This is a genomic window from Arthrobacter sp. 10N43 (assembly GCF_056394525.1).
The window spans coordinates 197,019-215,445 of record NZ_JBFTIA010000004.1 but is presented as its reverse complement, the minus strand read 5'-3'; the positions used below and the strand labels follow the sequence as shown (position 1 = coordinate 215,445).

Genomic DNA, 18,427 nt, shown 5'->3' with positions numbered 1-18,427 from the left:
ACAGAATTCGGGACCAGCGCGGACGGACCTTTTACGTAGCTAGATTAGTCTTCGGTCTTGAACGGGAAGCCAAGCGCCTTGAGCAGCGCGCGACCTTCGTCGTCGGTCTTGGCAGTGGTCACGACGGTGATGTCCATGCCGCGAACGCGGTCGATGGAATCCTGGTCGATCTCGTGGAACATAACCTGCTCGGTCAGACCGAAGGTGTAGTTGCCGTTGCCATCGAACTGCTTGCCGCTGAGGCCACGGAAGTCGCGGATACGCGGCAGGGCCAGCGTGACCAGACGGTCCAGGAATTCCCACATGCGGTCTCCACGCAGGGTTGCGTGTGCACCAATCGGCATGCCTTCGCGCAGCTTGAACTGAGCGATCGACTTGCGTGCCTTGGTGACCTGCGGCTTCTGGCCGGTGATCAGGGTCAGATCGCGGACAGCGCCGTCGATCAGCTTGGAGTCCTTGGCGGCATCTCCAACACCCATGTTCACAACGACCTTGACCAGGCGGGGAACCTGGTTGACGTTCTGGTACTTGAATTCCTCAGTCAGCGTGTTCTTGATGGAATCGGCGTACTTGGTCTTCAGACGAGGAACGATCTTGCTTGCCGGAGTCTCGAGAGTCTCAGTCATTAGATGTCCTTCCCTGAGCTCTTGGCCACGCGGACGCGCACTTCGCGCTTCACGCCATCGCGCTCAACGGTCTCGGTGCGGAAACCGACGCGGGTGGGCTTCTTGGTGGAGGGGTCAACCAGAGCCACGTTGGAGATGTGGATTGAAGCCTCGACGACCTCGATGCCACCGGTCTTGGTGCCGCGCTGCGACTGACCGACCTTGGTGTGCTTGGTTACGCGGTTAATGCCTTCGACCAACACGCGGTTGGTCTCGGGGAAGACGCGCAGAACCTTGCCCTGCTTGCCCTTGTCGCCGCCGCGCTCAGCCTTGGCGCCAGTGATGACCTGAACGAGGTCACCCTTTTTGATCTTAGCCATGGACTAGAGCACCTCCGGAGCCAGAGAAACGATCTTCATGAACTTCTTGTCGCGAAGTTCACGACCAACCGGTCCGAAGATACGGGTACCGCGGGGGTCACCGTCGTTCTTCAGGATGACGGCTGCGTTCTCGTCAAACTTGATGTAGGAACCATCCGCACGGCGGCGTTCCTTCTTGGTACGGACGATGACAGCCTTGACGACGTCGCCCTTCTTTACGTTGCCGCCCGGAATTGCGTCCTTGACGGTAGCGACGATTACGTCGCCAATGCCTGCGTAGCGACGGCCAGATCCACCGAGAACGCGAATGGTAAGGATTTCCTTAGCACCCGTGTTGTCGGCGACCTTGAGTCGCGACTCCTGCTGAATCACTATTTACTCCTTGCGTCGCGCTGGTTCTCAGACCGAAATTATTCCTACGGGATGAGCCTTGCGGAACGGTTGATCGGGGTGTCTCTTGACCTGCCTGGATTTTGCCAGACCAGGCCTAAACGCCCGTGCCAAAAACATTTGCTTCCCAGGCGGTTTCCGACGAGTCGGGGCGCAAGGGGGCACTATGCCGTGGCACGATTGTTTACGAGGTTGATGACGGCGCGCAAAAGGCGCCATACAAACTCAAAATCTTAGCACGTTTTGGGCGTATCCCCATATCACAGCCTTGCCGCCGGCACACGCCAGCCGGGGCCTGTCTATGGCGCCGGCACGCCGCGCCATGCGCTGCGGCCGTCCGCCAGCGCCCGACGGCGTCACGCAGGACAGTCTTTGGGCCCACCGGCCGCGGGTGGCCCCCGGAAACCCGCCCAGACGGCGTCGTACGCCTCCTCAAAGCCTGCCCAGCGTGACGCCACCGGCGGTACCGCCACTCTGGGCAGTCCCCGGCAACGCGGAAGCCCCCGCTCCCCAAAGGGGAACGAGGGCTTCTGCTGTATCAACAAGCAGCAAAGCTGCAGGTGCTACTTGGCCTTTTCGAGGATCTCGACCAGGCGCCACCGCTTGGTAGCGGACAGCGGGCGGGTCTCGGCGAGGAGCACGAGGTCGCCGATGCCGGCGCTGTTCTCTTCGTCGTGAGCCTTGATCTTGGCGTTGCGGCGGATGACCTTGCCGTAGAGGGCGTGCTTCACGCGGTCTTCGACCTGGACAGTGATGGTCTTTTCCATCTTGTCCGAGACGACGTAGCCGCGCTTCGTCTTACGGTAACCGCGCTCGTCAGCCTTGGCTGCGTCGGAAACAGTTTCCGTCACGTTCTCGTCCTTCTTTTCAGTCACTTGGCATCCTCCTCGGTTTCAACCGTTTCAGCCTTTTCGGCCTTCTTGGTTGCAGCCTTCTTGGACTTCTTCTCTTCCTTGGCTTCCACAACCGGTGCGGCAACCTCGGCACGAATGCCCAGCTCGCGCTCACGGAGAACGGTGTAGATGCGGGCGATGTCCTTCTTTACCGCGCGCAGACGACCGTGGTTCTCCAGCTGACCGGTGGCGGACTGGAAACGCAGGTTGAACAGCTCTTCCTTGGCCTTGCGGAGTTCTTCAACGAGACGCTCGTTGTCGAAACCGTCCAGCTGTGCGGATGCAAGTTCCTTGGATCCTACTGCCATTTCTACTCACCACCTTCGCGACGCACAATGCGTGCCTTCAACGGCAGCTTGTGGATTGCCAGGCGCAGGGCCTCGCGAGCTACCTCTTCACTGACACCGGAGAGTTCGAAGAGAACCCGGCCCGGCTTGACGTTTGAGACCCACCATTCCGGAGAACCCTTACCGGAACCCATGCGGGTTTCAGCAGGCTTCTTCGTCAGCGGACGGTCCGGGTAAATGTTGATCCAGACCTTTCCGCCACGCTTGATGTGGCGGGTCATCGCGATACGGGCAGATTCGATCTGACGGTTCGTGACGTAGGCCGGGCTCAGAGCCTGGATGCCCCACTCACCGAAGGAGACCTGGGTGCCGCCCGTAGCAGCGCCGGAACGACCCGGGTGGTGCTGCTTACGGTGCTTGACTCGACGTGGGATAAGCATTTAAGCCTGTCCTCCTTCTACTGCAGCAGGTGCAGCCTCAACTGCCGGAGCTTCGGCGGCAGCCGGAGCTGCCTCAGCTGCGGGGCGGTCGGGACGACGGCGGCGGTCACCACGGTCGGCGCCACCCGGGCGGCCCGGGCGGTCGCCGGCACGGCCACGGGACGGAGCAGCAGCTGCCTGCTGAGCCAGTTCCTTGGCAGTGACGTCGCCCTTGTAGATCCAAACCTTCACGCCGATGCGGCCGAAGGTGGTCTTGGCCTCGTAGAAGCCATAGTCGATGTTCGCGCGCAGGGTGTGCAGGGGCACACGGCCTTCGCGGTAGAACTCCGAGCGGGACATTTCTGCGCCGCCCAGTCGACCCGAGCAAGCGATCCGGATGCCCTTGGCACCGGCACGCTGTGCGGACTGCATGGCCTTCTTCATCGCACGGCGGAACGCCACGCGGGAAGTCAGCTGCTCTGCAACGCCCTGGGCAACAAGCTGGGCTTCCATCTCGGGGTTCTTGACCTCGAGGATGTTCAGCTGTACCTGCTTGCCCGTGAGCTTCTCGAGCTCGCCGCGGATGCGGTCTGCTTCAGCGCCGCGGCGGCCGATGACGATGCCCGGACGTGCCGTGTGGATATCCACGCGGACACGGTCGCGGGTGCGCTCGATTTCGACCTTGGCGATACCGGCGCGCTCCATGCCCGTGGACATGAGCTGGCGGATACGGATGTCTTCGCGAACGAAGTCCTTGTACCGCTGGCCGGCCTTGGTGCTGTCAGCAAACCAGTGCGATACGTGATCGGTGGTGATGCCGAGTCGGAACCCGTGCGGGTTAACTTTCTGTCCCACTTAGCGAGCCTCCTCTTTCTCCGGGGTAGCGACTACCACGGTGATGTGGCTCGTGCGCTTCTTGATCTGAAATGCACGACCCTGGGCTCGCGGCTGGAACCGCTTCATGGTCGGGCCTTCATCAACAAACGCTTCGCTGATGATGAGGTCACCTTCGTCAAACGCCACGCCGTCGCGGTCCGCGAGGACCCGGGCGTTGGAGATTGCCGACTGAACTACCTTGAATACCGGCTCCGAAGCTGCCTGCGGGGCAAACTTCAGAATTGCCAGAGCCTCATTCGCTTGCTTACCACGAACAAGGTTGACGACGCGCCGGGCCTTCATAGGCGTTACGCGGATGTGACGCGCAATTGCCTTGGCTTCCATTGCTTTCCTTCTCTCGTCTTTGACGTAAGTGCAGGCGCCTAGCGGCGCTTGCCCTTACGGTCGTCCTTGACATGGCCGCGGAATGTCCGCGTGGGAGCGAATTCGCCGAGCTTGTGCCCGACCATCGACTCAGTGACAAACACGGGGATGTGCTTGCGTCCGTCGTGTACGGCGATCGTGTGGCCGAGCATGTCGGGGACGATCATCGAGCGGCGGGACCAGGTCTTGATGACGTTCTTGGTGCCCTTTTCGTTTTCCCTGGCTACCTTCACAAAGAGGTGCTGGTCAACGAAAGGACCTTTTTTCAGGCTGCGTGGCATGTGTCCAGGCTCCTATCGCTTGTTCTTGCCAGTACGACGGCGACGAACAATAAGCTTGTCGCTCTCTTTGTTGGGACGGCGGGTGCGGCCTTCGCGCTTACCGTTCGGGTTGACGGGGTTACGTCCACCGGACGTCTTACCCTCGCCACCACCGTGCGGGTGATCGACCGGGTTCATGGCGACACCACGGACGGTCGGGCGAACGCCCTTCCAGCGCATACGGCCAGCCTTGCCCCAGTTGATGTTCGACTGCTCGGCGTTGCCGACCTCGCCGACGGTTGCGCGGCAGCGCACGTCAACGTTGCGGATTTCGCCGGAAGGCAGACGCAGCTGGGCGAAACGGCCTTCCTTTGCAACGAGCTGGATCGATGCGCCGGCGGAGCGGCCCATCTTGGCGCCGCCACCCGGACGCAGTTCGACTGCGTGGATTACGGTACCGACCGGGATGTTGCGCAGCGGAAGGTTGTTGCCGGGCTTGATGTCAGCGTCGGCGCCGGCCTCTACGAAGTCGCCCTGGGACAGCTTGTTCGGGGCGATGATGTAACGCTTGGTGCCATCAACGTAGTGCAGGAGGGCGATCCGAGCCGTGCGGTTCGGGTCGTACTCGATTTCGGCAACGCGGGCGTTGACGCCGTCCTTGTCGTGGCGACGGAAGTCGATCAGACGGTACTGGCGCTTGTGTCCACCACCCTTGTGACGGGTCGTGATCTTACCGGAGTTGTTACGGCCACCCTTTTTCGGGAGGGGACGTACCAACGACTTTTCCGGCGTCGACCGCGTGATTTCAGTGAAGTCCGCTACGCTCGAGCCGCGACGGCCCGGGGTAGTCGGCTTGTATTTACGGATTCCCATAATTTATTTCCTCGTTAAAGTGGTCTCCGCTATGAAAGCGGACCGCCGAAGATGTCGATAGTGCCTTCTTTGAGGCTCACAATGGCACGCTTGGTGTTCTTGCGGGTACCCCAGCCGAATTTGGTGCGCTTGCGCTTACCGGCACGGTTGATGGTGTTGATCGATTCGACCTTGACGGAGAAAATCTTCTCCACGGCCAGCTTGATCTCGGTCTTGTTCGAACGGGGGTCCACCAGGAAGGTGTACTTGCCCTCATCGATCAGGCCGTAGCTCTTTTCCGAGACAACGGGTGCAAGCACGACGTCGCGCGGGTCCTTGATGGTGGCTGCACTCACTTGGCATCCTCCTCGTTCTTTGCAACCTTGTCAGCAACGAATGCTTCGTAGGCAGCCTTGGTGAAGACTACGTCGTCGGAAACGAGCACGTCGTAGGTGTTCAGCTGGTCTGCGTACAGAACGTGAACTTCCTGGAGGTTGCGCACGGACAGTGCAGCAACGTCGTTGGCGCGCTCAATGACAACGAGCAGGTTCTTGCGCTCGGAAACTCCGCGCAGGGTTGCCAGTGCTTCTTTGGAGGACGGCTTGGAGCCGGCAACCAGGTCAGCAACGACGTGGACGCGGCCGTTGCGGGCGCGGTCCGAGAGTGCGCCGCGCAGTGCAGCAGCAATCATCTTCTTGGGGGTGCGCTGGCTGTAGTCACGCGGCGTGGGGCCGTGGACAACGCCACCACCGGTCATGTGAGGAGCACGGATGGAACCCTGACGGGCGCGGCCGGTGCCCTTCTGCTTGAACGGCTTGCGACCTGCACCGGAAACCTCGGCGCGGGTCTTGGTCTTGTGGGTACCCTGGCGAGCAGCAGCGAGCTGGGCAACGACGACCTGGTGCAGCAGCGGCACGTTGGTCTGTACGTCGAAGATCTCTGCAGGCAGGTCAACCTTGACAGTGCTAGTCATTGAACTAGGCTCCCTTCACGGCGGTGCGTACGAGTACGACCTGGCCGCGGGCACCGGGAACGGCGCCCTTGATAAGGAGCAGCGACTTCTCGACGTCAACCGCGTGGACCGTGAGGTTCAGCGTGGTGTGACGAACGGCGCCCATGCGGCCGGCCATTTTCATGCCCTTGAAGACGCGGCTCGGGGTGGATGCGCCACCGATTGAACCGGGCTTACGGTGGTTCTTGTGGGCACCGTGGGAAGCTCCAACGCCGTGGAAGCCGTGACGCTTCATAACACCGGCGAAGCCCTTACCCTTGGTGGTGCCAACGACGTCGATCTTCTGGCCGGCTTCGAAGAGCTCAACGGAGAGCTCCTGGCCCAGCTCGTAAGAGTCAGCATCTGCAGTGCGCAGTTCTACGACGTGGCGGCGAGGCGTGACGCCTGCCTTTTCAAAGTGACCAGCCAGCGGCTTGGTGACCTTGCGGGGATCGATCTGGCCGTAGCCGATCTGAACGGCGACATAGCCATCAGTTTCTGCATTGCGCAGCTGCGTGATGACGTTCGAGTCAGCCTGGACCACAGTGACGGGGATGAGCTTGTTGTTCTCGTCCCAGACCTGGGTCATGCCGAGCTTCGTGCCCAGCAGGCCCTTTACGTTACGGTTTGCGGTCATAGTCTCTCAGCACCTCCCTACAGCTTGATTTCGATGTTCACGTCGGCCGGCAGGTCGAGACGCATAAGCGAGTCAACAGCCTTGGGCGTGGGGTCGATGATGTCGATCAGACGCTTGTGCGTGCGCATTTCAAAGTGCTCGCGGCTGTCCTTGTACTTGTGCGGAGAGCGGATAACGCAGTAAACGTTCTTCTCCGTCGGCAGCGGCACGGGGCCGACTACCGTTGCGCCTGCGCGCGTGACCGTCTCAACGATCTTCCGTGCTGAAACGTCAATGACCTCGTGGTCGTATGACTTCAGCCGGATGCGGATTTTTTGTCCCGCCATGTCGCCTGACTCTCTTTCAGTAAATGCTGCTCTGTTTACTTACCTGTTGTATGTGGCTGCCGAAGCATTTGAAGTCGTGACTACCACCCGCCGCACAAGCTGAATCCGGAAAAATCCGGGTTCCTCAACCTGCCGGCGTAACCGACCCCCGCGGTCGGGCGTGTCGCACGTTTTCACACGTACTCGTCCGCAATTCCGTGGGGAGTGGGTTATGTTTGGTCTCTTACCTGGACCCTGGCACCCGGCATTATCCGGATCGGGACGCGAAAGAGCGCTTGAACAACTCATCTAGTATGCCGGATTTTATGGGCAGAAGCGAATCAGGGCGCTGCACGGCAGTGCAGTCACTGCAGGCAGCTGACCTTGGGTCGTTGTCCTGAACCGCCATCGAATGGATGATAGGGGCATGACTGTGCAGGACTCTGTAGCAGTTCAGGCTCTCGCCGCACGCCTGAGCCCCGGGTTCACCCTGGGAGTTGCCTCCGCGGCCTTCCAGATCGAGGGCGCCCTCGCGGCCGGCGGCCGCGGGCCCTCCGGGTGGGATGCCTTTGCCGAGAAGCCGGGGAACATCCTGCACGGCCACTCCCCCGCCGTCGCCTGCGACCACTACAACCGGGCGGCCGAAGACGTCGGGCTCATGCGCGAGCTCGGAATCGACTCCTACCGCTTCTCGATCTCATGGCCGCGGGTCCAGCCTGCGGGCACCGGCCGGTTCAACGCCGCGGGCCTGGACTTCTATGACCGCCTGATCGACCGGCTGCTCGCCGCCGGCATCTCCCCCATGGCCACCCTCTACCATTGGGACACCCCGCTCCCCCTCGAGCACCGGGGCGGCTGGATGAACCGTTCGACGGCGGAGCGGTTCGCCGAGTACTGTGCGGCGGCAGGCCAGCGGTTCGGCGACCGCGTCGCGCAGTGGGTGACGCTGAACGAACCGGCCTCGGTCACGCTCAACGGTTACGCCATGGACATCCATGCCCCCGGCCGCGGCCTGCTCTTCGATGCCCTGCCCTCAGTGCGCCATCAGCTCCTGGGCCATGGCCTCGCGGTGCAGGCCCTGCGGGCGGCGGGGGTCCGCGGCGGCGTCGGCGTGACGAACCTGCATTCCCCCGTCCGGCCGGCTTCCGGGTCGCTGACGGACCGGCTGCTGGCCAGGGTGTTCGACCTCGTGCTGAACCGTCTCTACGCGGACCCGATCCTCCTGGGCCGCTTTCCCAAGCCGCCGCTGATCGCCCGGCCGTGGTTCCGGTCCCTGGGGAGAGTCTCCGATGCGGACCTGGCCACGATCCACCAGCCGCTGGATTTCTATGGCCTGAACTACTACTACCCCGTGAAGGTGGCCACGGGGCGCGGCGTCAACACCCCCTCGGGAACCGTGGAGGAGTTGCTGAAGATCCCGTTCCATCTCGCCGCGTTCCCGGAGTACGAGCGCACCGGATTCGGCTGGCCGGTCGCCCCGGACCATCTGGGGATCCTGCTGCGGGAGTTGAAGGACAGATACGGCGAGGCCCTGCCGCCGCTCTACATCACCGAGAGCGGCGCGAGCTTCCCCGAACCGGACCACGTCACCGGCCCCATCCCCGACGCCGGACGGATCAGCTACCTCGCCGCACACCTGGCCCAGGCGGTGGACGCCACCTCACCCGGCGGAATAGCCCACGACGTCGACCTGCTCGGCTACTACGTCTGGACGCTCATGGACAACTTTGAATGGGCGGCGGGCTACTCACAGCGCTTCGGCCTGGTGCATGTGGATTTCAAGACGCTCCAGCGCACGCCCAAGGACTCGTACTACTGGTACCAGGCGCTTGCGCGGGCCCGGCGCGCCTGAGTTCCTCCCCCGCAGGGTTATTGGTTGCGGTTCGCCCGGTTGATGCGCTTGGCGCGCTCTATCTCCTGGCGGAAGTGCCGCTTCGCCCAAAAGAACACGACGACTGCCGCGACGACGATGAGCAGAAAAATGAACCAGCCCATGGTGAGCTCCTTTCCCCTCCTGTAAAGGTATCAGGAACTTAAAAAGAACAGCCCCGCTGCGTGTGCAGCGGGGCTGTTCTTTGGTTTTCCGTGACCGTCAACCGGCCAGGATAACCATGATCAGCAAGTACTACTTGATGATCTTGGTGACGCGTCCCGAACCAACGGTGCGGCCGCCTTCGCGGATAGCGAAGCCGAGGCCATCTTCCATTGCGATCGGCTGGATGAGCGCAACGGTCATCTCAGTGTTGTCGCCGGGCATAACCATTTCCGTGCCTTCCGGCAGGGTGATAACGCCGGTTACGTCCGTGGTGCGGAAGTAGAACTGCGGGCGGTAGTTGGAGTAGAACGGGTTGTGACGCCCGCCTTCGTCCTTGGAGAGGATGTAGACGTTAGCCTCGAAGTCGGTGTGCGGGGTGATGGAACCCGGCTTGACGACAACCTGGCCACGCTCGACATCGTCGCGCTTCAGACCGCGGAGCAGGAGGCCACAGTTCTCGCCGGCCCATGCTTCGTCGAGCTGCTTGTGGAACATCTCGATACCGGTAACCGTGGTCTTCTGGACCGGGCGGATGCCGACGATCTCGACCTCGGAGTTGATCGCGAGGGTTCCACGCTCGGCGCGGCCCGTAACAACGGTGCCACGGCCGGTGATCGTGAAGACGTCTTCGATCGGCATCAGGAAGGGCTTGTCGCGGTCGCGTACCGGGTCCGGAACGGACTCGTCGACTGCTGCCATGAGGTCCTCAACGGACTTGACCCAGACGGGGTCGCCTTCGAGGGCCTTCAGGCCGGAAACGCGAACAACGGGAGCCTCGTCGCCGTCGAAGCCCTGCGAGCTGAGCAGCTCACGAACTTCCATTTCGACGAGGTCGAGGAGCTCTTCGTCATCGACCATGTCAGCCTTGTTCAGCGCGACCAGCAGGTAGGGAACGCCAACCTGGCGGGCGAGCAGAACGTGCTCACGGGTCTGTGCCATCGGGCCGTCAGTGGCGGCAACCACGAGGATTGCACCGTCCATCTGAGCAGCGCCGGTGATCATGTTCTTGATGTAGTCAGCGTGACCCGGAGCGTCTACGTGTGCGTAGTGGCGCTTCTCGGTCTGGTACTCAACGTGGGAGATGTTGATGGTAATGCCGCGCTGACGCTCTTCGGGAGCAGAGTCAATCGACGCGAAGTCACGCTTCTCGTTGAGAGTCGGGTACTTGTCGTACAGCACCTTGGAAATGGCGGCCGTCAGCGTCGTCTTACCGTGGTCAACGTGACCAATGGTACCGATGTTAACGTGCGGCTTAGTCCGCTCGAACTTTGCCTTTGCCACAGGTTCCTCCTAGAACGTTTTCAAATGACTTACCCTTCGGCCGCGCTTGTCGCGACAGAAACTCCAGTAAGTCTACTTGGGGGGCTTTGGATTGGTGAAATTGCAGATTCAGGTACTAATGCTAGTGCCTAGAGCCTGTTCGTGCAGACGGCCGCACTCCGGCCTGGCCGGACTACAGCTGACCGGAGTCCGGCCGCCTGCACCAGATGAATCTCCGCTGGCGGAGGCCCATCCGAGTTTTCGTTGCTGCGATGCGTCCTAGGGACTACTCGCCGCGGTTCTTCTGGATGATCTCGTCGGCAACTGCCTTCGGGACCTCGGCGTAGCTGTTGAACGTCATGGAGTACACAGCGCGGCCCTGGGTCTTCGACCGCAGGTCACCGATGTAGCCGAACATGCCGGACAGCGGGACGTGCGCGCGAATAACCTTGACGCCCTGGGCATCCTCCATGGACTGCATCTGGCCACGGCGGGAGTTGAGGTCACCGATAACTTCACCCATGTATTCCTCAGGGGTGCGGACCTCGACATCCATCAGCGGTTCGAGCAGAACAGGGTTCGCCTTGCGTGCGGCTTCCTTGAAAGCCATACGGCCGGCGATCTTGAACGCCATTTCCGAGGAGTCAACATCGTGGTAAGCGCCGTCAATCAGCGTCGCCTTGATGCCGACAACCGGGTAACCGGCCAGGACGCCGTCGTTGAGCGCATCCTGGATGCCGGCGTCGACGGACGGGATGTACTCGCGCGGAACGCGGCCACCAGTGACCTTGTTCTCGAACTCGTACAGCTCGCCTTCCGCAGTGTCCAGCGGCTCGATCGCGATCTGGATCTTTGCGAACTGGCCGGAACCACCGGTCTGCTTCTTGTGCGTGTAGTCGTGACGCTCTACAGCACGCTTGATGGTCTCGCGGTAAGCAACCTGCGGCTTGCCAACGTTCGCCTCAACCTTGAATTCGCGGCGCATGCGGTCCACCAGGATGTCCAGGTGGAGCTCGCCCATGCCGGCGATGATGGTCTGGCCGGTGTCCTCGTTGAGGGAGACCTGGAAGGTCGGGTCCTCAGCGGAGAGCTTCTGGATGGCCGTGGAGAGCTTCTCCTGGTCACCCTTCGTGTTCGGCTCGATCGCAACCGAGATCACGGGCTCCGGGAAGCTCATGGACTCGAGGACGATCTGGTTGGACGGATCGCACAGGGTGTCGCCCGTGGTGGTGTCCTTCAGACCGATCGCTGCGTAGATGTGGCCGGCGGTAGCGCCCTCGACGGGCATTTCCTTGTTGGCGTGCATCTGGAACAGCTTGCCGATGCGCTCCTTCTTGCCCTTGGTGGAGTTGACCACCTGCGAGCCTGCTTCCACGTGACCGGAGTACACGCGGATGAAGGTGAGCTGACCGAAGAACGGGTGCGCGGCGATCTTGAAGGCCAGTGCGGAGAAGGGCTCTTCAGAGGACGGCTTGCGGGTGAGTTCCTTCTCTTCGTCGCGGGGATCGTGACCGATCATCGGCGGGACGTCGAGCGGGTTCGGCAGGTAATCCACGACGGCGTCGAGCATCGGCTGGACGCCGCGGTTCTTGAACGCGGAACCACAGAAGACCGGGTACAGCTCAGAGTTGATCGTCATCTTGCGGATGCCGGCCTTGAGCTCATCGATGCTGATCTCTTCGCCCTCGAGGTACTTCTCCATGAGTTCCTCAGAGGCCTCGGCAACAGTCTCAACGAGAGTTGCGCGGTACTCTTCGGCCTTCGCCTGGAGGTCAGCCGGGATCTCGCGGATCTCGTACTTGGCACCCATGGTGACGTCACCCTTGGAGTCGCCGGGCCAAACCAGCGAACGCATGTACAGGAGGTCGACGACGCCGATGAAGTCGTTCTCGGCGCCGATCGGCAGCTGCATGACGAGCGGCTTGGCACCGAGGCGGCTGATGATGGTGTCGACGGTGAAGTAGAAGTCAGCGCCGAGCTTGTCCATCTTGTTGACGAAGCAGATGCGCGGAACGTTGTACTTGTCGGCCTGGCGCCAAACAGTCTCGGACTGCGGCTCCACACCTTCCTTGCCGTCGAACACGGCGACAGCGCCGTCGAGGACGCGCAGGGAGCGCTCAACCTCGACCGTGAAGTCAACGTGGCCGGGGGTGTCGATGATGTTGATCTGGTTGTTTTCCCAGAAGCAGGTCACGGCGGCAGACGTGATGGTGATGCCGCGTTCCTTTTCCTGTTCCATCCAGTCAGTCGTCGAAGCGCCGTCGTGCGTTTCGCCGATCTTGTGGTTCACACCCGTGTAGAACAGGATGCGCTCGGTAGTAGTGGTCTTGCCGGCATCGATGTGGGCCATGATGCCGATGTTGCGGACCTTGCTAAGGTCGGTAAGCACGTCCTGTGCCACGGTGTCTCCCTTTCGGATGGACTGCACGTTCGCCGCCGGCTCTTTCGAGCCGGCGGCGTCCGGGAAGTATTACCAGCGGTAGTGTGCGAAGGCCTTGTTGGACTCGGCCATCTTGTGGGTGTCTTCGCGACGCTTCACAGCGGCACCGAGACCGTTCGAGGCATCCAGGATTTCGTTCTGGAGGCGCTCGGTCATGGTCTTTTCGCGGCGGGCCTTGGAGTAGCCAACCAGCCAGCGGAGGGCGAGGGCCGTGGAACGGCCCGGCTTGACCTCAACGGGAACCTGGTAGGTGGCGCCACCAACGCGGCGGGAGCGGACCTCAAGCGAAGGCTTGACGTTCTCCATGGCCTTCTTGAGGGCTGCAACGGGGTCGCCGCCGGACTTGGCGCGAGCACCCTCGAGTGCACCGTAAACGATGCGCTCTGCGGTGGACTTCTTGCCGTCAACCAGCACCTTGTTGATGAGCTGGGTGACCAGCGGGGAGCCGTAAACGGGATCTAGAACTAGCGGCCGCTTGGGGGCCGGACCCTTGCGAGGCATATTACTTCTTCTCCATCTTTGCGCCGTAGCGGCTGCGAGCCTGCTTACGGTTCTTGACACCCTGGGTATCGAGGGCGCCACGGACGATCTTGTAGCGGACACCCGGAAGGTCCTTCACGCGGCCGCCGCGAACGAGCACAATGGAGTGCTCCTGCAGGTTGTGGCCTACACCGGGGATGTAAGCGGTGACTTCAATGCCACCGTTGAGGCGCACGCGAGCAACCTTACGCAGAGCCGAGTTCGGCTTCTTCGGGGTCGTCGTGTACACGCGGGTGCAGACACCGCGGCGCATGGGGCTGCCGTTAAGCGCGGGGGCCTTGGTCTTTTTGACCTTCGGCGTGCGGCCCTTGCGGACCAGCTGGTTAATCGTAGGCACTCTCGTGTTCTCCGTTTTATCCGGAGCGGCCGTTGGCGGCCGCTCTCTTGTCGCTGCGCCTCGCCGCCCGAGCTTTGAAGTTCTCTCCAGAGCAGCTGAGGCGAAGCCTTAATAGTCGGACCGCACGCCGGGGTCCAAGGACTTTCGACCTGAACTGCCCCTAGGCATGCGAAAATGTGGCATACGTTGCACAAGAACCCTGCAAACCGGAAACGTCGTCCTGGTCAAGCCCTACAGCTGCAAGCTGTCTAACTAAGACCGGCGCACTCATCCACTGCCACAATAACAATTAGTCTCAAGTCTAACACGGACGGGTCCCAGCCCTTAATCGGCGCGGATTCCCGTCCATTGCTGAGGTACGGCCCTTCTGAAGGGTCTAAAGGGCCATAGCTCAGCAATCGATCGTTGAACGGGGTCAAAAGGAAGGGCCCCGCCCCCGCTCCGCTGAAAAGCAGAGTGGTGACGGGGCCCGACGTCGAGCTGCAAGGGCAGGGCGGCCGGGTCCCTACGTGGCGCGGAACGCGACACGAAAGGGCCCGCCCTGCCCGTTAGCGGAAGTCGCTGCCGAGGTCGTAGTCATCCAGCGGGATGGCGTGGAACTCAGGAGCTCCGTCGCCGCCCAGCGTGTCGTAGGAGAAGTCGCTGAATGCGCTCGGGCCGGTGAACAGGTTGGCCTTCGCTTCTTCAGTCGGTTCCACCGTGACCTCGGTGTAGCGCGGGAGACCCGTGCCGGCCGGGATGAGCTTACCGATGATGACGTTTTCCTTGAGGCCGAGCAGCGGATCGCTCTTGCCTTCCATGGCCGCCTGCGTCAGGACGCGGGTGGTCTCCTGGAAGGAAGCTGCGGACAGCCAGGACTCGGTCGCCAGGGACGCCTTGGTGATGCCCATGAGCTCGGGACGGCCGGAAGCCGGCGTCTTGCCCTCGGACACAACGCGGCGGTTGGCCTCTTCGAAGCGGCTGCGTTCGGCGAGCTCGCCGGGCAGCAGGTCCGATTCGCCGGACTCGATGACCGTGACGCGGCGCAGCATCTGGCGGACGATAACCTCGACGTGCTTGTCGTGGATACCGATGCCCTGGCTGCGGTACACGCCCTGGACTTCGTCCACCAGGAACTTCTGCGCGGCACGGGGGCCCATGATGCGCAGCACCTGCTTGGGGTCGACCGGGCCGTTGATGAGCTTCTGGCCAACGCTGACGTGATCGCCGTCTTCGATGAGGAGACGTGAACGGCGCAGCACCGGGTAGGCGATCTCTTCAGATCCGTCATCCGGGGTGATGACCAGGCGCATCTGGCGCTCGGACTCTTCGATGGTGATGCGGCCGGCTGCTTCAGCAATCGGTGCGACACCCTTCGGAGTACGGGCTTCGAAGAGCTCCTGGATACGGGGCAGACCCTGGGTGATGTCGTCGCCGCCGCTGGCCGAAACTGCACCACCGGTGTGGAACGTACGCATGGTCAGCTGGGTGCCCGGCTCACCGATGGACTGTGCGGCGATAATGCCCACGGCCTCACCGATGTCGACGGTCTTGCCAGTGGCCAGCGAACGGCCGTAGCACAGGGCGCAGGTGCCGACGCTGGACTCACAGGTGAGTACGGAGCGGACCTTGACCTCGGTGATGCCGGCTGCGAACAGTTCGGCAATGACGACGTCGCCGCAGTCAGTGCCGGCCGCTGCCAGGACCTTGCCCGCGGAGTCGACGACGTCCACGGCCAGGGTGCGGGCGTAGGCGCTGTTCTCGACGTTCTCGTCCAGGACGAGGACGCCGTTGGCGTCGGCCACGGCGATCGCGGTCATCAGGCCGCGCTCGGTACCGCAGTCCTCTTCGCGGACAATGACGTCCTGCGAGACGTCCACCAGACGACGGGTCAGGTAACCCGAGTTGGCGGTACGCAGGGCGGTGTCAGCCAGACCCTTACGGGCACCGTGCGTGGCGATGAAGTATTCCAGCACCGACAGGCCCTCGCGGTAGGAGGACTTGATCGGACGCGGGATGATTTCACCCTTCGGGTTGGCCACCAGGCCACGGATACCCGCGATCTGACGGACCTGCATCCAGTTACCACGTGCGCCGGAGGACACCATGCGGTTGATGGTGTTCATCGGGGACAGGCTGTCACGCATCGCCTGGGCGATCTCGTTGGTTGCCTTGTTCCAGATCTCGATCAGTTCCTGGCGACGCTCGTCGTCGTCGATCAGGCCCTTGTCGTACTGGCCCTGGATCTTGGCGGCCATGGTCTCGTAACCGGCGAGGATCCGCGGCTTGTCCGTGGGCACCTCGATGTCGGAGATGGCAACCGTGACGCCCGAGCGGGTGGCCCAGTAGAAACCGGCATCCTTCAGGTTGTCCAGCGTTGCCGCCGTGATGACCTTCGGGTAGCGCTCGGCGAGGTCGTTGACGATCGTGGACAGCTCGCCCTTGTCGGCAACGTTCTCAACCCACGGGTAGTCCGCGGGCAGCGTCTGGTTGAAGATGACCTGGCCGAGGGAGGTCTCGACCAATGTGGTCTGACCGGGCTCCCAGCCCTCCGGGGCTTCCCAGCCGGCGTAGGGCACGAAGCCCTCGAGGCGGATCTTGACCTTGGAGTTCAGGTGCAGCTCGTGAAGGTCGTAGGCCATGATGGCTTCCGCGACGGAGGAGAAGATCCGGCCTTCGCCAGCTGAACCGACACGCTTGGTGGTCAGGTGGTAGAGACCGATGATCATATCCTGCGAAGGCAGGGTCACCGGGCGGCCGTCGGACGGCTTCAGGATGTTGTTCGAGGACAGCATCAGGATGCGGGCCTCGGCCTGGGCTTCGGGGCTCAGCGGCAGGTGCACTGCCATCTGGTCGCCGTCGAAGTCGGCGTTGAAGGCGCCACAAACCAGCGGGTGCAGCTGGATTGCCTTGCCTTCAACAAGCTGCGGCTCGAACGCCTGGATGCCGAGGCGGTGCAGGGTAGGTGCACGGTTCAGCAGCACAGGGTGCTCGGTGATGATCTCTTCGAGGACGTCCCAGACCTGCGGACGGTAACGCTCCACCATGCGCTTGGCCGACTTGATGTTCTGTGCGTGGTTGAGGTCAACCAGGCGCTTCATCACGAACGGCTTGAAGAGCTCCAGGGCCATCTGCTTGGGCAGACCACACTGGTGCAGCTTCAGCTGCGGGCCGACGACGATGACCGAACGGCCGGAGTAGTCGACGCGCTTGCCGAGGAGGTTCTGGCGGAAACGACCCTGCTTGCCCTTGAGCATGTCGCTCAGGGACTTCAGCGGGCGGTTGCCCGGTCCGGTGACCGGACGGCCGCGGCGGCCGTTGTCGAAGAGGCTGTCAACAGCTTCCTGAAGCATGCGCTTCTCGTTGTTGACGATGATCTCCGGAGCACCGAGGTCAAGCAGGCGCTTGAGGCGGTTGTTGCGGTTGATCACGCGGCGGTAGAGGTCGTTGAGGTCGGAGGTCGCGAAGCGGCCACCGTCCAGCTGGACCATCGGGCGCAGTTCCGGCGGGATCACCGGGACGGCGTCCAGAACCATGCCAAGCGGGCTGTTGTTGGTGGTCAGGAACGCGTTGACCACCTTGAGCCGCTTCAGGGCACGCGTCTTGCGCTGGCCCTTGCCGTTGGCGATGACGTCGCGCAGCATGTCGGACTCGGCCTGCATGTCGAAGTTCTCAAGACGCTTCTTGATGGCCTCGGCACCCATGGAGCCTTCGAAGTACATGCCGTAGCGGTCGCGCAGTTCGCGGTACAGGCCCTCGTCACCTTCGAGGTCAGCGACCTTGAGGTTCTTGAAGCGGTCCCAGACCTGCTCGAGGCGCTCGATTTCGGCGTCGGCGCGCTTGCGGACGTTCGCCATCTGGCGGTCGGCGGAGTCGCGGGCCTTCTTCTTGTCGGCAGCCTTGGCGCCTTCGCCTTCGAGACGGGCAAGCTCGTTCTCGAGGTCGCGGGCGATCGTGGCGATGTCCGAGTCGCGGTTGTCGATCAGCTGCTTCTTCTCGATGTCGTGCTCAACCTGGAGGTTGGGCAGTTCTTCGTGGCGGCTGTCGGCGTCGACGCTCGTGATCATGTAGGCGGCGAAGTAGATGACCTTTTCGAGGTCCTTCGGTGCCAGGTCAAGGAGGTAGCCCAGGCGGGACGGAACACCCTTGAAGTACCAGATGTGCGTGACCGGGGCAGCCAGCTCGATGTGGCCCATGCGTTCACGGCGGACCTTGGCGCGGGTGACCTCAACGCCACACCGCTCACAGATGATGCCCTTGAAGCGCACGCGCTTGTACTTACCGCAGTAGCATTCCCAGTCGCGGGACGGTCCGAAGATCTTCTCGCAGAAGAGGCCGTCCTTCTCGGGCTTGAGCGTGCGGTAGTTGATGGTTTCCGGCTTCTTAACCTCGCCGTACGACCAGCCACGGATGTCTTCCGCGGTAGCGAGGCCGATCTGCATGAGGCCGAAGGAGGATTCGCTGGACATATGGTCCCTGTTCTCTCTTGTTCTCTAAATTCTGAAGTCTTGGGTTACGGGAAGAGGCCGAGAGGCCCGGAGAAAAGTCAGCGCGGCG

The 18,427-nt window shown here is 62.3% G+C and carries 21 protein-coding genes; 1 reads left to right on the top strand and 20 read right to left on the bottom strand.

Annotated features, from left to right (window positions below; translation table 11 throughout):
- Nucleotides 1-44 precede the first annotated feature (44 nt).
- From rplE to rpsJ, 14 genes are all read right to left on the bottom strand, one after another.
- Nucleotides 45-626, bottom strand: a complete 582-nt coding sequence (gene rplE, locus AC1DDO_RS09230) for a 50S ribosomal protein L5 (RefSeq protein ID WP_018773672.1) — start codon at nucleotides 624-626, stop codon at nucleotides 45-47.
- Nucleotides 626-985 carry a 50S ribosomal protein L24 gene (gene rplX, locus AC1DDO_RS09225; RefSeq protein ID WP_024366125.1) on the bottom strand — a complete coding sequence of 120 codons (360 nt, stop codon included), beginning with the start codon at nucleotides 983-985 and terminating at the stop codon, nucleotides 626-628. Before rplX ends, rplE begins: the two co-directional genes overlap by 1 nt.
- 3 nt (nucleotides 986-988) lie before the next feature.
- Nucleotides 989-1,357: a 50S ribosomal protein L14 gene (rplN, locus tag AC1DDO_RS09220; RefSeq protein ID WP_003803789.1), complete on the bottom strand. Its 369-nt coding sequence runs from the start codon at nucleotides 1,355-1,357 to the stop codon at nucleotides 989-991.
- A 581-nt stretch (nucleotides 1,358-1,938) separates the two neighbouring features.
- Nucleotides 1,939-2,250, bottom strand: coding sequence for a 30S ribosomal protein S17 (gene rpsQ / locus AC1DDO_RS09215; RefSeq protein WP_441407841.1), 312 nt, complete (start codon nucleotides 2,248-2,250; stop codon nucleotides 1,939-1,941).
- Nucleotides 2,247-2,576 (bottom strand): 50S ribosomal protein L29, encoded by a 330-nt coding sequence (rpmC, locus tag AC1DDO_RS09210; protein ID WP_066436863.1) that lies wholly within the window; start codon nucleotides 2,574-2,576, stop codon nucleotides 2,247-2,249. The genes rpsQ and rpmC overlap by 4 nt, the downstream gene beginning before the upstream one ends.
- Before the next feature lie 2 nt (nucleotides 2,577-2,578).
- Nucleotides 2,579-2,995: a 50S ribosomal protein L16 gene (rplP, locus tag AC1DDO_RS09205; protein WP_018773668.1), complete on the bottom strand. Its 417-nt coding sequence runs from the start codon at nucleotides 2,993-2,995 to the stop codon at nucleotides 2,579-2,581.
- Complete coding sequence (gene rpsC / locus AC1DDO_RS09200; protein ID WP_441407840.1) at nucleotides 2,996-3,829, bottom strand: 30S ribosomal protein S3; 834 nt, start codon at nucleotides 3,827-3,829, stop codon at nucleotides 2,996-2,998.
- Entirely contained in the window at nucleotides 3,830-4,195 is a 366-nt protein-coding gene (rplV, locus tag AC1DDO_RS09195; RefSeq protein ID WP_003803798.1) for a 50S ribosomal protein L22, read from the bottom strand.
- Nucleotides 4,196-4,233: 38 nt separating this feature from the next.
- Entirely contained in the window at nucleotides 4,234-4,515 is a 282-nt protein-coding gene (gene rpsS / locus AC1DDO_RS09190; RefSeq protein WP_018773666.1) for a 30S ribosomal protein S19, read from the bottom strand.
- A gap of 12 nt (nucleotides 4,516-4,527) precedes the next feature.
- Entirely contained in the window at nucleotides 4,528-5,367 is an 840-nt protein-coding gene (gene rplB / locus AC1DDO_RS09185; RefSeq protein WP_390203585.1) for a 50S ribosomal protein L2, read from the bottom strand.
- Nucleotides 5,368-5,396: 29 nt separating this feature from the next.
- A complete protein-coding gene (rplW, locus tag AC1DDO_RS09180) occupies nucleotides 5,397-5,702 on the bottom strand; it encodes a 50S ribosomal protein L23 (protein ID WP_018773664.1) in 306 nt (101 codons plus the stop codon).
- Entirely contained in the window at nucleotides 5,699-6,319 is a 621-nt protein-coding gene (rplD, locus tag AC1DDO_RS09175; RefSeq protein ID WP_476971775.1) for a 50S ribosomal protein L4, read from the bottom strand. The genes rplW and rplD overlap by 4 nt, the downstream gene beginning before the upstream one ends.
- Before the next feature lie 4 nt (nucleotides 6,320-6,323).
- Nucleotides 6,324-6,974: a 50S ribosomal protein L3 gene (gene rplC / locus AC1DDO_RS09170; protein ID WP_476971774.1), complete on the bottom strand. Its 651-nt coding sequence runs from the start codon at nucleotides 6,972-6,974 to the stop codon at nucleotides 6,324-6,326.
- Nucleotides 6,975-6,991: 17 nt separating this feature from the next.
- Nucleotides 6,992-7,300: a 30S ribosomal protein S10 gene (gene rpsJ, locus AC1DDO_RS09165; protein WP_003803825.1), complete on the bottom strand. Its 309-nt coding sequence runs from the start codon at nucleotides 7,298-7,300 to the stop codon at nucleotides 6,992-6,994.
- 406 nt (nucleotides 7,301-7,706) lie between these two features.
- Between rpsJ and AC1DDO_RS09160 the strand changes: the two genes are divergently transcribed.
- Nucleotides 7,707-9,131: a GH1 family beta-glucosidase gene (locus AC1DDO_RS09160; protein ID WP_476866667.1), complete on the top strand. Its 1,425-nt coding sequence runs from the start codon at nucleotides 7,707-7,709 to the stop codon at nucleotides 9,129-9,131.
- Between the two features lie 17 nt (nucleotides 9,132-9,148).
- On the opposite strand, the gene AC1DDO_RS09155 is transcribed toward AC1DDO_RS09160, so the two are convergent.
- The 6 genes from AC1DDO_RS09155 to AC1DDO_RS09130 form a co-directional block, all read right to left on the bottom strand.
- Nucleotides 9,149-9,274 (bottom strand): hypothetical protein, encoded by a 126-nt coding sequence (locus AC1DDO_RS09155; protein WP_476866668.1) that lies wholly within the window; start codon nucleotides 9,272-9,274, stop codon nucleotides 9,149-9,151.
- 130 nt (nucleotides 9,275-9,404) lie between these two features.
- Nucleotides 9,405-10,595, bottom strand: a complete 1,191-nt coding sequence (gene tuf / locus AC1DDO_RS09150; protein WP_441407837.1) for an elongation factor Tu — start codon at nucleotides 10,593-10,595, stop codon at nucleotides 9,405-9,407.
- A 265-nt stretch (nucleotides 10,596-10,860) separates the two neighbouring features.
- Nucleotides 10,861-12,975, bottom strand: a complete 2,115-nt coding sequence (fusA, locus tag AC1DDO_RS09145) for an elongation factor G (RefSeq protein ID WP_441407836.1) — start codon at nucleotides 12,973-12,975, stop codon at nucleotides 10,861-10,863.
- Between the two features lie 69 nt (nucleotides 12,976-13,044).
- Nucleotides 13,045-13,515, bottom strand: a complete 471-nt coding sequence (gene rpsG / locus AC1DDO_RS09140; RefSeq protein WP_011692813.1) for a 30S ribosomal protein S7 — start codon at nucleotides 13,513-13,515, stop codon at nucleotides 13,045-13,047.
- A 1-nt stretch (nucleotide 13,516) separates the two neighbouring features.
- Nucleotides 13,517-13,891, bottom strand: a complete 375-nt coding sequence (gene rpsL / locus AC1DDO_RS09135) for a 30S ribosomal protein S12 (RefSeq protein WP_018773658.1) — start codon at nucleotides 13,889-13,891, stop codon at nucleotides 13,517-13,519.
- Nucleotides 13,892-14,439: 548 nt separating this feature from the next.
- The gene (locus AC1DDO_RS09130) at nucleotides 14,440-18,339 is read right to left on the bottom strand and encodes a DNA-directed RNA polymerase subunit beta' (RefSeq protein ID WP_476866669.1); all 3,900 of its coding nucleotides are present in this window, start codon (nucleotides 18,337-18,339) and stop codon (nucleotides 14,440-14,442) included.
- Nucleotides 18,340-18,427: the final 88 nt, after the last annotated feature.

Bases quoted from the DNA above. Each gene is read 5' to 3' on its own strand.
- rplV (WP_003803798.1), bottom strand. From the start codon at position 4,195: ATGGAAGCCAAGGCAATTGCGCGTCACATCCGCGTAACGCCTATGAAG.
- rpsJ (WP_003803825.1), bottom strand. From the start codon at position 7,300: ATGGCGGGACAAAAAATCCGCATCCGGCTGAAGTCATACGACCACGAG.
- rplB (WP_390203585.1), bottom strand. From the start codon at position 5,367: ATGGGAATCCGTAAATACAAGCCGACTACCCCGGGCCGTCGCGGCTCG.
- rplE (WP_018773672.1), bottom strand. From the start codon at position 626: ATGACTGAGACTCTCGAGACTCCGGCAAGCAAGATCGTTCCTCGTCTG.
- rpsG (WP_011692813.1), bottom strand. From the start codon at position 13,515: ATGCCTCGCAAGGGTCCGGCCCCCAAGCGGCCGCTAGTTCTAGATCCC.
- rplP (WP_018773668.1), bottom strand. From the start codon at position 2,995: ATGCTTATCCCACGTCGAGTCAAGCACCGTAAGCAGCACCACCCGGGT.
- AC1DDO_RS09130 (WP_476866669.1), bottom strand. From the start codon at position 18,339: ATGTCCAGCGAATCCTCCTTCGGCCTCATGCAGATCGGCCTCGCTACC.
- rplX (WP_024366125.1), bottom strand. From the start codon at position 985: ATGGCTAAGATCAAAAAGGGTGACCTCGTTCAGGTCATCACTGGCGCC.
- AC1DDO_RS09160 (WP_476866667.1), top strand. From the start codon at position 7,707: ATGACTGTGCAGGACTCTGTAGCAGTTCAGGCTCTCGCCGCACGCCTG.
- AC1DDO_RS09155 (WP_476866668.1), bottom strand. From the start codon at position 9,274: ATGGGCTGGTTCATTTTTCTGCTCATCGTCGTCGCGGCAGTCGTCGTG.
- rpmC (WP_066436863.1), bottom strand. From the start codon at position 2,576: ATGGCAGTAGGATCCAAGGAACTTGCATCCGCACAGCTGGACGGTTTC.
- rpsS (WP_018773666.1), bottom strand. From the start codon at position 4,515: ATGCCACGCAGCCTGAAAAAAGGTCCTTTCGTTGACCAGCACCTCTTT.
- rplD (WP_476971775.1), bottom strand. From the start codon at position 6,319: ATGACTAGCACTGTCAAGGTTGACCTGCCTGCAGAGATCTTCGACGTA.
- rplC (WP_476971774.1), bottom strand. From the start codon at position 6,974: ATGACCGCAAACCGTAACGTAAAGGGCCTGCTGGGCACGAAGCTCGGC.